The sequence below is a fragment of the Streptococcus alactolyticus genome, assembly GCF_012277075.1.
Lineage (GTDB): Bacteria > Bacillota > Bacilli > Lactobacillales > Streptococcaceae > Streptococcus > Streptococcus alactolyticus.
In genome coordinates this window covers 56784-69287 of record NZ_JAAXMT010000001.1, presented here as the reverse complement: position 1 = coordinate 69287, position 12504 = coordinate 56784, and the positions used below count along the sequence as shown (strand labels likewise).

The window sequence follows — 12504 nt, the reverse complement described above, 5'->3', positions numbered from 1 at the left end:
CGGTCCTTTCTTTTGTTAAATCAATGCCTTACGGAGCAAGACAGCAACCCCTTCAGGTGCCCAAGCTGCAACGGTCACAGGCTTTTGTGCTGACGCTTTCACACGAATCCAACCAAGCCCTGAATACACGATATCCATCTTATCTTTAATGGTAAATTCGTGACGAACTAATGGCGGAAAATCAGCTAATTCCTTGTCTGTTGGCGGTGTTAAAAGAGTACCAACGTGTTTATCGTATAAGGCATCTGCTCCAGCTAATTTGGTGCGATGCAATTTCAAATTATTGTCAAAATAAGCGGTAAATCCTTGTTTGTCCCCAGAAATGAAGTCAAAACGTCCCAAACCTGCTAAAAACAAGGTTTGTTCAGGGTTGAGCTGATAGGTTTTTGGCTTTATTTCTTTTTTAGGGCTGATGTACTTCAAATTCTTATCACTGAGGTAATGCGCCATCTGATGACGGTGAATAATACCTGGCGTATCAAAGATATAGCTCCCATCGTCCAAAGGAATTTCAATCTTATCAAGCGTTGTCCCTGGGAAACGTGAAGTCGTAATAATATCTTTTTCACCTGTGACTTCTTTGATAATCGCATTGATCAAGGTTGATTTACCAACATTGGTCACGCCCACCACATAGACATCACGCCCATGACGCAAGCTTTCAATCTTCTCAATCAAGTCTTTGATTGCTTGGTGATTTTGAGCACTAGTCAAGATAACATCTACTGGACGCAAGCCCTCTTCATGGGCACGCTCTGTCAACCATTGTGTTACCTTGCTGTCTTTAACAGACTTAGGTAAAATGTCTTTTTTATTTCCAACCAACAAAACGTCATTGCCAGAAACAAAGCGTGGCAAACCTGGGATAACTGATCCATTGAAGTCAAAAATGTCCACTACATTGACCACAAGGGCATCACTATCTCCCACTTCATGCAACAATTGCAAGAACTCATCATCGGTCATGTGCACATCAGTGATTTCATTGTAGTGACGTAGTCTAAAACACCTTTGGCAATACAATTCACCTGTTTCAAGCCCTTTTTCCAAGGCAGCTTTTGGGGTGTAGCCTGCTTTGTCTTTATCTTCTGTTTGAATTTTGGCTCCGCAGCCAATACATACTAATTCTTCCATTAAATTCCTTTTTGATATTGGATTTTTCCGTATTTTTCTTCAAGTTTGGCCCAAACACGACGTTCACGCCAGCGATTAATTCTAGTATTCCAAGCATCAGATTTAACCAAAGGTCTTACCAAAACAGACTGAATATCAGCACGGTGAGCCGCACGAATATCGGTCATCAATTGGTCACCAACCATAATCACCTCATCACGATCAAAACCGTAACGCTTGATGGCTTTATTAATGCCACGTGTGAATGGTTTCATGGCACGGCTCACAAAGTCCACGCCAAAACGAGAAACGGCACGATTGACACGGGAATGTTTGTTGTTTGACACGACCACAACAGCAATATCAGCCATCGTCATCTCATCCAACCATGCCCGCACCTCAGGCGTACCATCAGGGTTATTCCATGCAATTAAAGTATTGTCTAAATCCACTAAAACGGCATGAATCCCACGTCGTAACAAGTCTTCTGCTTTTAAATCATAAACTGCCTCAACCACGAAGGTCGGCCTATAATCGTCTATACTCAAATTACTCTCCAAAAAAATATATTTTACTATTTATTTTAACATATTTGCCAAAATATGGCGAATTGAAAACCATTCCCACATAAGGAAATTTAATAAAAAAAGAACCCAAGAAAAGTTTTCCTCAAGCTCTTTTAAAATTTTCTTATTCTTTAGGGTCAATATTTTCAAATTTTAAATCTGAAACATTGATTTTAACACTGATTTTATCGTCAGATTTGAGATTAAGTAATTTTTCTAAATCTTGACTAGCGTATTTTGCTACTTTCTTCTGATATTTTTCCTGTGCCATAACATTGTTACTTGTTTTATAAATAGCATTTTGGCTTTTTTCATCTAAAAATTCCATTGCTTTTTTATTCGAAGTAACAACATCAACTGTTTTATCAACAATTCCAGATGAAGAAGACAAAATTTCAAGGCCACCCTCTTTTTGTGAATCAACTTTTATAGTTAAAGGATTTTTGAAAGTTAAGACATTGTCCTTGATTTCAATATCATTTTGTGAAATATCAGTTAACTCCAACTTGAATTCTGTTTTTACAGGAATTTTCACTTCCAGTTTACGACTAACAATCAAATCAGCAATTGTCTTTGTCCAATCTGGCCAATCTTTTGTTGCATTTGAATTAAATCTTTGAGTTTGCGTAGTCTCTGCTGCTGCCTCAGCCACAAGTAATTCATGTCTCTTTGAAAAACGTTTAACAACAAATTCGTATTTATCCTCTGTATCACCTTCAAAGATTTTTTTAAACCAATTGTTACCTTTCAAATAAAAGACAACAGCTGCAATGACAGCAAGGATAACTAAAATTCTAGCAATTTCTTTTCCTAAAGCTTTCCAATGCTTTTCATAATCATTTTCCTCCATTTCAATAAATTTTATTATAAATACCGTAATTAAAGATGTCAATCGCTTCTGTACATTTTTTGAAAATCCATCAAAAAAAGAGTGACAAAGCACTCTAAAAAATTAATTTTCTTTACCATCAACAACTCTAAATAGGATAATCAATTCAATAACAGCTAAGACAAGCAAAATGATAAAAGCATTTCGTGACCCTCTAGCCGTTGCTTCTGCATAGCTGATACTTGTGTTTGATTGACTGAGCGCAACAACCAAGGATGCAACGGTCGTTCCAACTGCGCCAGCAAATTGTTGCAAAGTATTAAAGATAGCATTGGCATCTGCTCGTTTGTCTGAAGTTACTTGTTTTTGACCATTTGTCATGATATTACCAAAGGCAATTCCAGTACCTGCCATTGATAGAATATAGATAACAGTTAACCAAGTATTCGGTAAATGCAAAGCCAAAATGCTAAAGAGACAAAGAGCAAAGGCAAGCAGACTAACTCCAAAAATAATTGGCTTTTTAGCACCTAAACGATCTAAAATTCTGCCGCTAAATGGTGCAAAGCAGGCACCAATAATTGCTCCTGGAAAGACTAAAAGACCTGCGACAGTTGAACTTGAATGATTTACTAACTGAATATAATTCGGGATAATAAAAGACATTCCTAGATTGACAATTTGAAACAGGAAGAAAGCAATAACATGTCCAGCAAATTTACCATTTTTAAGAATAGATAAGTTAACAATTGGCTGTTCTAGATGTGAAGAACGTTTTACCAAGACAAGAAGACCAGCAATTCCAACTGCCAATCCTCCTAAAACAGGCACACTAAAGAAATCATATTCAGCCAAATTATTAATTCCTAAAATCAACCCAACAAATAAGCAAAGAATAGCTATAACGCTAATTAAATCCAAACTTTCACGCGCCACTTTATTTTTTTGTTCAATAGATATTACCCCTAAAATTAAAGAGATTAACAAAAGCGGGGTAAGCAAGACAAAGATAAAACGCCATCCAAAATGTGATGAAACAAATCCACCAAATGTTGGTCCAACCGCTGGAGCAACAGCGGTAATCAAAGTTCCAACACCCATCATCGTACCGATTTTACTCATTGGAACTTGGTCCAAAATAATATTAAACATCAAAGGAAGCGCAATTCCGACTCCAATCCCTTGAATGACACGCCCGACCAAAAGCAAAGCAAAACTTGGCGCAATGCTATCAATTAACACGCCCAAAATAAACAGTAAGTTAGCTGTCAAAAAGACTGATTTTGTCTTAAATGAACGCTTCAAATACGCTGATAAAGGCACTACTGACGCCACTACCAAAAGGTAGATTGTCGTCATCCATTGAACCGTTGATGTGGTGATTCCAAACTCTTTCATAAGAGTTGGAAAGGTGATGTTCATCGCTGTTTCAACGACCACCCCACAAAAGGATAACATTCCAACAGCAATAACTGCTCGAATCACTTTAGGTGAAATTTTTTCTTCTGACATGGTTCCTCCTACTTCTTCTTAACATAATAATCTAAAATCTTCTCAAAAATAGCAATTTCGTCTTCTGAAAAGCGTTCTTCCAACTCTTTTTCTTGGAGTTGAAAATACAAACGACATTCTGCTACTAAATCTTGCGCTTTTTGAGTCAGATGCACCGATTTTTGGCGGGCATCTTTTTGCGAAACTTGGCGGTAAATCAACTCTTTTTTCTCCATGCGCTGTAAAAGCACAGTTGTTGTTGAACGTTGAATATTGAATTCCTTTTCAATGTCTTGTTGAAAATACTCTTCCTTTAATCCATAACTGATAAAGTCAATGATTGACATTTGCATTCCCGTTAGATCAAAGGGTTTTGCAAACTGGTCAAGTTCCCGCCCTAGTTGGTTACTGGCTTTTTTAACCAAACGTCCAATATTTTTTTCCATAACAGCACCCCTTTCGTTAGCTAGCTAACTGTTAGGAAGATAACGAAATGTATTGTACTCTTGTTTTGAAAACCTGTCAAGAGATGAAAACAAAAAAGTTAAGGTTTTCCTTAACTTTTCACGTTTTATTCATAGTGCGCCATTGCTTGCGAACCATAAACAAATCACGTAGGGATAGCATTAGCACGGCGACAAGAATGAGAAACATTCCCGTAAAATCAATGGAGTAGAAGATTTCATGCATCACCATTACCGAGAAGAAGACTGAGGATACTGGCTCTATGGCTGCCAACAAACTGCCCTTGACCGCACCGATGATAGCACTGCCTTTAAGGAAAAAGGTGTAAGCAAAGACCGTCCCAACAATAATAATGCCAAATAAGGCAAGCAGGTTGTCAGGCGTCAAAACCAAGGGGTATTGCCAAGAGCGCGTCAAGATGGGAAAAACCACTCCGCCCATGAGCATACCAAGACCAACTACCGTAAAACTCCCAAATTCACGAATCAATTTTGCAGGGAGAACAATGTAAAAAGAATAAGTCACCGCTGAAAAAAGTCCCCAGAACAAGCCCTTGGGTGTTATGGCTAAACCGTCAAAACGGCCATGCGTGGCAATGATAAAGGTGCCCAAAATAGCTAAAAGAATAGCCACACTTTCAGACAAATCTGGCAGCTGCCTCTTTTTAGCAGACACATAAGCCAAAATCAAAATCGGTGCTACGTATTGCAAAACCGTCGCCGTTCCTGCATTGGTGTACTGAATAGCCATCAAATAAGCATATTGGTTCATCAAAAGCCCAATCAAAGCAAAGACTGCAATTTTAGCAAGCACCCTTTTTTGTCGAATGGCCAGTGAGAAGTGCTGGGGCTGATAGACCATGGCCATGACTGTCAATAAAAGACCTGACACAATCAAACGCAAGCTGCTTAGCAAATTGATATTCATGCCGTTTGCCATGAGGTATTGCCCAGAAATTCCTGAAATCCCCCAGGTAATACCTGCTACCAGCACCATGATTGTTCCCTTGATATTTTTATCCATCTCAGCTCCACTCCACAAAAAGTCATTTCGGCTATCAGTATAGCACAATTCCTGCCAAGGCGATATCCCTTTTCTGACAATACTTGTTAAAAAAGGGTAAAAAAAAGCCCAAAATAATTGGACTTTTTGCCCCTTAGTCTTCTTTTAGTTTCACCAATTCTTGTGCCAAGAGTTTAAGGGCAACTTGTGGGTTGGCTTTTCCTTTTGTGGCTTTCATCAAGAATCCTGTAAAAGCTTTGTCGGCATTGCGTTTGCCTGACTTGAAGTCCGCAACCGCAGCTTCATTGTCTTCAAAGACTTGGTGGATAATTGGAATGAGCACAGCTGGATCAGAAATTTGCACCAAACCGGCTTCTTCAACGTATGCACGTGCTGAACCACCGTTTTTAGCCAAATGAACAAAGACTTTTTTGGCGATTTTTGATGAAATGGTACCATCTGCAATGATAGCCAACATTTCAACAAGGTTTTCAGGGGTCAATGAAATCTCTGAAAGGGTTTTGTTTTCGCTGTTTAAGAATTGAGCGACTTCCCCTTGTAGCCAGTTAGACACTTGTTTAGCATCACCGCCAAGAGCTACGGCACTTTCAAAGAAATCAGACGTTTGTTTTGTTGCTGTTAATTGCGCCGCATCGTAGGCACTCAAGCCAAAGATATTGATGTATTTGGCACGACGGTCTTTTGGAAATTCTGGCAAGGTGCCACGAACAGTATCAATCCACTCATCTGAAATTTCAAAAAGAGGTAGGTCTGGCTCTGGGAAGTAACGGTAATCTGATGACCCCTCCTTGACACGCATCAAAATGGTTTCCCCAGTTGCTTCATCATAACGACGGGTTTCTTGTTGGATTTCACCACCTGAACGCAAGACTTGGGCTTGGCGTTTTTGCTCGTAAATAAGCCCTTTACGCACGTTATTAAATGAGTTCAAGTTCTTCAATTCGGTTTTGACACCAAAAGCCTCTTGACCGTAAGGGCGAAGAGAGATATTGGCATCCACACGCATCGAACCTTCTTCCATTTTCACATCAGAAATGCCTGTGTATTGGATAACTTCTTTCAAGGCGGTCAAATAAGCATAGGCTTCTTCTGGCGAACGCATATCAGCTTCTGACACGATTTCAATCAATGGCACACCTTGACGGTTGAGGTCAACGTAAGAATAACCGTCTGTTCCGTGCGTGTTTTTACCAGCATCTTCTTCCAAGTGCGCACGCTCGATACGGATTTTCTTGGTTGATCCGTCTTCTAATTCAATCTCAATCCAACCGTTGTAGCCAATTGGTTCATCAAATTGTGAAATTTGGTAGGCTTTTGGATTATCAGGATAGAAATAGTTTTTGCGGTCAAAGTGCATATTTTGGTGAATATCCATGTTCAGAGCCAAAGCAGCCTTGATACCAGCATCAATTACCCCTTTATTCATCACTGGCAAGACCCCAGGGAATGACCAGTCGATAACATTGGTGTTGGCATTTTGCTCATTACCAAAGTGGGCTGAGGTTGGTGAAAAAATCTTTGAATTGGTATTTAACTCAACGTGGACTTCAAGTCCAATGACAGTTTCAAAGTTCATTAGTCCTCACCTCCAAAAATAACGGGTTGTTGTTTGTGATAATCTGTTGTTGCTTCAAAGGCCGCAGCAGCTTGATAAATAGTTTCTTCACTGTATTTTGGACCGATTAATTGCATACCAACCGGAAGGCCGTGGGCAAAACCAGCAGGAATTGAAATACCTGGAAGCCCTGCTAAGTTGACAGGAATTGTTAAAATATCTGCCAAATACATAGCAACAGGGTCATGGTTTAAACTATCCAAATCAAAGGCAACGCTTGGAGAAGTTGGCCCCAAAATCAAATCGTAATCCGCAAAAATATTGTCAAAATCACGGATAATCAAGGTACGCACTTGACCCGCTTTTTTGAAATAAGCGTCGTAGTAACCTGATGACAAGCTAAAAGTACCAAGCATGATACGGCGTTTTACTTCGTCACCAAAACCTTCGCTACGTGTGTTGACATAAATATCGTCAAGATTGTTGTAATTTTCAGTGCGGTAACCATAACGAATACCGTCAAAACGTTGCAAGTTTGATGAAGCTTCTGATGAAGCGATGATGTAGTATACCGCAACACCGTACTTGCTATGTGGCAAGCTCACTTCTTCAACCGTCGCACCCAGTTTTTCAAAGTGTTTCGCAGCGTTAAGAATAGTTTCTTTCACTTCAGGGTCGATACCTTCACCAAGGTATTCTTTTGGCAAGGCAATTTTCATGCCCTTGATGTCTTGACCAATTTTAGCTGTAAAGTCAGCTACTTCACGGTTTGATGATGTTGAATCTTTAACATCGTTTCCAGCGATGACATTCAACAATTGGGCATTTTCTTTGACAGTTGGAGCAAATGGTCCGATTTGGTCGAGCGAGCTACCAAAAGCAATCAAGCCAAAACGTGACACGCGTCCATAGGTTGGTTTCAATCCAACAACACCATTGAAGGCAGCGGGTTGGCGGATAGAACCACCTGTATCAGATCCAAGTGACAAACGCACTTGACCTGAAGCAACTGCAGTAGCAGAACCACCTGATGAACCACCTGGCACCTTGCTGTGATCCCAAGCATTTTTAGTCTTTTTAAAATAAGAAGTTTCGGTTGAACCACCCATGGCAAATTCGTCCATGTTAGTCTTACCGATAACAATCATGTCTTTTCCGTAAACTTTTTCAACAGCTGTCGCATCAAAAATAGGTTCGTAGTTGTAAAGCATTTTAGACGCAGCCGTTGTCAAGATACCGCGTGTTGAAATATTATCTTTGACCGCCAAAGGAATTCCTGACATCACGTTATCAGCGTCAATTCCTTTTTCGTCAATCGCTGCAGCTTGTGCAAGGGCAGATTCTTCCGCCACCGTAATGAACGAATCAACTGCTGATTCGCGTTCTTTAATATCGTCTAGGGTTGCTTTGGTCAATTCAACCGCTGAGATTTCTTTGTTGACAAGAAGATTGTGCAACTCGTCAATTGATTTGCTATTAAATGACATTAAGCATCTCCTCCGTCTTCCAAGATAGCAGGAACTTTAATGTAGTAGTTCTCTGATTGAGGCACATTTTTAAAGAGTTCATCGCGGTCATCACCAGCCACCGCCACATCTTCACGCATAACGGTTTTACGATCCGCCATTGTTGTCGTGACAGGAACCCCATCTGTATCCACTTCGTTTAAGAGTTCTACCATATCGACAATTTTAGACAACGTTGTCGCAAATTCTGATGTTTCTGCTTCAGAAAAGGACAATTTTGACAATTCAGCCACATGACGAACTTCTTCTTCAGAAATTTTCATCTCTTTTCTCCTTGATCAATTAGAATCATAACCTAAATGACAATACAGTCCTTAAAATTATACCATAATTTAAGGTGCTTTTACATGAAAAAAGAAGTGCCTTCCCACTTCTTTCCTTGTTTTAAATCACTTTTGCACCCAAAACATTCTTAAAATGGTTGAGGGCAAACTGATGGTTTTCTTCCGTTAGACTGGCTACGGCATCCGCATAAACTTCGATGTCATACCCCAAATTATAGGCATCAATAGCCGTATGAAGAACACAAATATCCGTCAAAACACCTGTCAAAGCAAGGGTTTTAACCCCGCGTTCGCGCAAACGAATATCCAAATCCGTCCCAGAAAAGGCAGAATAATGGCGTTTGTCCATCCAAAAGACACGGTTGTCTTCTTTGATGGTTGCATACACATTGGCTAATTGACCGTATAAATCACGCCCATCGGTTCCCTTGATATTGTGTGGTGGGAACAACTTGGTTTCTGGGTGAAAGACATCACCTTCATCGTGCCCATCAATGGCAAAAAAGATATAATCCCCTGCCTCATAGGCTTCCTTGGTGATGCGAGCAATAGCTTCTTCAATGACTTGAGCAGGCTTTCCTGCCGTCAATTTTCCATCATCAGCGACAAAGTCTTTCGTGTAATCAATCGAAATTAAGGCTCTTGTCATTAATAGTTATATTCCTTTAATTTGTCAAAAATACCTTCATTGATGACTTTGAGATAAGTTCCCTTCATTCCCAATGAACGGCTTTCAATGATACCTGCAGACTCTAGCTTACGCAAGGCATTTACAATAACAGAACGGGTAATACCAATACGGTCTGCAATGACTGACGCCGTCAAACGACCTTCTGTACCATCCAATTCACCCAAAATGGCTGAAACAGCTTTCATTTCAGAATAAGATAAGGTGTTAATCGCCATGTTGATAGCGGTTTGTTTACGAATCGTTTCTTCTAGATTTTCTGTTTGAAGGTTGAGCAATTGAATCCCCACTACGGTTGAGGCAATTTCGACAAGAATCAAATCATCTTCTAAGAATTCTTTATCGTTACGCCAAATAATTAGCGTTCCAAGGCGCATACCGCCTCCGTATATTGGTGCAATGGTGGTTAGACCATCTGGGTAAATATCTTTTGATTCAACTGGGAAAATCGTTAATTCGTTATCGACAGATAGGTTTGCTTCTGTATCATAGACACGACTCGCCGCTTTTACATAGCCTTCTGGAAATTGTTTGGTTTCAAAAAATTCCTCAACACGGTCAGTATTGGTTTTATACTTCATTGCATAACCAAGAAGGGTTCCTCCTCCGTTGATGATACAAGCATTACAATCAATAATATCAGCTAATTTAGATGCCATAGCATTATAAGGTAATTCAGCATCCAAATGGTCCACTGACCGTTGTAGAATTGATGTAATTTTACGTGTTTTTTCTAATAAATTCGGCATGTTTTACTTCCTTTGCTTTAGTTGCGTTACAATTATATCAGAGGTGTTCTTATTTTGCAAATAATTATCTGAAAATTCCTTTATCTTCTGACTCTTCTCTTTTTTCTCAGCTTTTAAACCGCAAAAAATAAGGTTTTCTCCTTATAATTAAGGAAAAAACCTATACCTTTATTAGCGTCGGTATTGACTTAAGACGCGGGTTAATTTGGCTTGAACTTCTGCTAATTCTTCCACTCGTGGCAAATAAACGATACGGAAATGGTCAGGTTCGGTCCAGTTAAAGCCTTTACCTGGCACGAGCATGACTTTTTCTTGTTTGAGCAATTCCAAGCAGAATTGTTCGTCGTCATCGATGCGGTACATCTCGCGGTCAATTTTAGGGAAAATGTAGAGTCCAGCAGTTGGTTTGACCGCAGACAAGCCTGGAACTTCGTTGACAGCCTTGTAAATAAAGTTGCGTTGTTCGTAGATACGACCACCTGGCATCAATAATTCATCCACTGACTGATAACCGCCGAGTGACGTTTGCACCACGTGTTGCCCAAGAACATTGGCACATAGACGCATATTGGCTAACATATTAAGCCCTTCGATATAACCGCGTACATTGGCTTTTGGTCCTGAGAGCACCATCCATCCCACACGGAAACCACAGATGCGGTGTGATTTTGACAAACCATTCATTGAAACACAGAAAACATCTGGTGCCAAGCTAGCAATAGCCGTGTGTTTTTGCCCGTCCATCACAAGACGATCATAGATTTCATCCGCGAAAATAATCAAATCATTTTGGCGAGCAATTTCCACAATCTCTTTCAACAAGTCCTCAGAATACAAGGCTCCTGTTGGGTTGTTTGGGTTGATGACAACGATGGCTTTGGTATTTGATGTGATTTTTGATTTGATATCATCAATATCAGGATACCAATCGGCTTGTTCGTCACAACGGTAATGAACGGCATTTCCACCCGCCAAACTAATGCAAGCTGTCCACAAAGGGTAATCAGGCATTGGCACCAAGACCTCATCACCATCGTCCAAAAGAGCTTGTAAAGAGATGGAAATCATTTCAGAAACCCCATTGCCTAGGTAAATATCATCGATATCCACATGTGGAAAACCTTTTAGCTGACAGTATTGCATAATGGCTTTACGTGCCGAGAAAATCCCTTTACTGTCTGAATAGGCTTCACTATTACGGGCATTGACAATTAAATCGCGAATGACCTCGTCAGGGGCTGTAAATCCAAATTCTGCTGGATTCCCTGTGTTTAGACGGAGAATTTTTTCGCCATTTGCCATCATGCGATTGGCTTCGTCTAAAATGGGACCGCGAATATCATAAGCAACGTGTTCTAGCTTTGAAGATTTGTCAAATGTTTTCATAGAATTTACCTCGTTGCCAATATTATAAACTTTCCGCCTTAAATTTTCAATTCTCTAACGATTCTAAAGGTAAATTTTCTTGTGTGAAAAAGGCTCTGATAAACTCTGCTTTTTCTGAATGGTTTTCTGTTAAGATAAAAAGAATTCAGAAAAATACTCAAACGTTTTCAATTTCACATAAAAAGGAGTATAATGAATGTGAGGATATTCATAGTTTAGGCCATTTAGGTGCCTATTGTCCTGCATATCACTTTATATCTCATAGGAATGAGGGAAATGTTATCTTTTTATTCTTTGGTTAACATAATTAAGGAGGCAGTTATGTCACAACATTATGAACGAATTATGATTGCGGTTGATGGTTCTTACGAATCTGAGTTAGCTTTTGAAAAAGGGGTAAACGTTGCTTTGCGTAACAAGGCTGAATTGATCTTGACACACGTCATTGACACACGTGCCCTACAAAGCATTGCGACCTTTGACACTTACATCTACGAACAATTAGAAGAAGAAGCTAAGGGTGTTTTGGAAGGTTTTGAAAAGAAAGCCCATGAAAGAGGGATTGAAAAAGTCAAACAAGTCATTGAATTTGGTAATCCTAAGACCCTTCTTGCGCGTGATATTCCTGATAAAGAAAAGGTGGATTTGATTATGGTAGGGGCGACTGGTCTTAATACCTTTGAACGCTTGCTTATCGGTTCATCATCAGAATACATCATGCGCCATGCTAAAGTGGACTTGTTGGTCGTGCGTGATAGCCAAAAGACTTTCTAAAAGGACAACTGAACTCGGCCTAGTTTTTGCGACTAGGTCTTTTTGCATACGAAAA

13 protein-coding genes are annotated in these 12504 nt (G+C 39.8%); 1 reads left to right on the top strand and 12 read right to left on the bottom strand.

The window, feature by feature from the left end; translation table 11 throughout:
• Window positions 1-15: 15 nt before the first annotated feature.
• From yqeH to HFK82_RS00240, 12 genes are all read right to left on the bottom strand, one after another.
• Complete coding sequence (yqeH, locus tag HFK82_RS00295) at window positions 16-1134, bottom strand: ribosome biogenesis GTPase YqeH (RefSeq protein WP_168260388.1); 1119 nt, start codon at window positions 1132-1134, stop codon at window positions 16-18.
• A complete protein-coding gene (locus tag HFK82_RS00290; RefSeq protein ID WP_204984227.1) occupies window positions 1134-1661 on the bottom strand; it encodes a YqeG family HAD IIIA-type phosphatase in 528 nt (175 codons plus the stop codon). Before HFK82_RS00290 ends, yqeH begins: the two co-directional genes overlap by 1 nt.
• A 142-nt stretch (window positions 1662-1803) precedes the next feature.
• On the bottom strand, window positions 1804-2529 hold the full coding sequence (locus tag HFK82_RS00285; RefSeq protein WP_206151199.1) for a hypothetical protein: 726 nt from the start codon (window positions 2527-2529) through the stop codon (window positions 1804-1806).
• A 102-nt stretch (window positions 2530-2631) separates the two neighbouring features.
• Window positions 2632-4020: a DHA2 family efflux MFS transporter permease subunit gene (locus tag HFK82_RS00280; protein WP_168260387.1), complete on the bottom strand. Its 1389-nt coding sequence runs from the start codon at window positions 4018-4020 to the stop codon at window positions 2632-2634.
• A gap of 8 nt (window positions 4021-4028) precedes the next feature.
• A complete protein-coding gene (locus HFK82_RS00275) occupies window positions 4029-4445 on the bottom strand; it encodes a MarR family winged helix-turn-helix transcriptional regulator (RefSeq protein WP_168260386.1) in 417 nt (138 codons plus the stop codon).
• A 118-nt stretch (window positions 4446-4563) separates the two neighbouring features.
• Window positions 4564-5487 carry a DMT family transporter gene (locus tag HFK82_RS00270; protein WP_168260385.1) on the bottom strand — a complete coding sequence of 308 codons (924 nt, stop codon included), beginning with the start codon at window positions 5485-5487 and terminating at the stop codon, window positions 4564-4566.
• A 133-nt stretch (window positions 5488-5620) separates the two neighbouring features.
• A complete protein-coding gene (gene gatB / locus HFK82_RS00265; protein WP_168260384.1) occupies window positions 5621-7063 on the bottom strand; it encodes an Asp-tRNA(Asn)/Glu-tRNA(Gln) amidotransferase subunit GatB in 1443 nt (480 codons plus the stop codon).
• On the bottom strand, window positions 7063-8529 hold the full coding sequence (gene gatA, locus HFK82_RS00260) for an Asp-tRNA(Asn)/Glu-tRNA(Gln) amidotransferase subunit GatA (protein ID WP_168260383.1): 1467 nt from the start codon (window positions 8527-8529) through the stop codon (window positions 7063-7065). Before gatA ends, gatB begins: the two co-directional genes overlap by 1 nt.
• Window positions 8529-8831, bottom strand: a complete 303-nt coding sequence (gatC, locus tag HFK82_RS00255) for an Asp-tRNA(Asn)/Glu-tRNA(Gln) amidotransferase subunit GatC (protein WP_154455169.1) — start codon at window positions 8829-8831, stop codon at window positions 8529-8531. Before gatC ends, gatA begins: the two co-directional genes overlap by 1 nt.
• Before the next feature lie 121 nt (window positions 8832-8952).
• Window positions 8953-9501: a cysteine hydrolase family protein gene (locus HFK82_RS00250; RefSeq protein ID WP_168260382.1), complete on the bottom strand. Its 549-nt coding sequence runs from the start codon at window positions 9499-9501 to the stop codon at window positions 8953-8955.
• The gene (codY, locus tag HFK82_RS00245) at window positions 9501-10289 is read right to left on the bottom strand and encodes a GTP-sensing pleiotropic transcriptional regulator CodY (RefSeq protein ID WP_168260381.1); all 789 of its coding nucleotides are present in this window, start codon (window positions 10287-10289) and stop codon (window positions 9501-9503) included. The genes HFK82_RS00250 and codY overlap by 1 nt, the downstream gene beginning before the upstream one ends.
• Before the next feature lie 171 nt (window positions 10290-10460).
• Window positions 10461-11675: a pyridoxal phosphate-dependent aminotransferase gene (locus HFK82_RS00240; RefSeq protein ID WP_168260380.1), complete on the bottom strand. Its 1215-nt coding sequence runs from the start codon at window positions 11673-11675 to the stop codon at window positions 10461-10463.
• A 321-nt stretch (window positions 11676-11996) separates the two neighbouring features.
• Between HFK82_RS00240 and HFK82_RS00235 the strand changes: the two genes are divergently transcribed.
• The gene (locus HFK82_RS00235) at window positions 11997-12449 is read left to right on the top strand and encodes a universal stress protein (protein WP_168260379.1); all 453 of its coding nucleotides are present in this window, start codon (window positions 11997-11999) and stop codon (window positions 12447-12449) included.
• Window positions 12450-12504 lie beyond the last annotated feature (55 nt).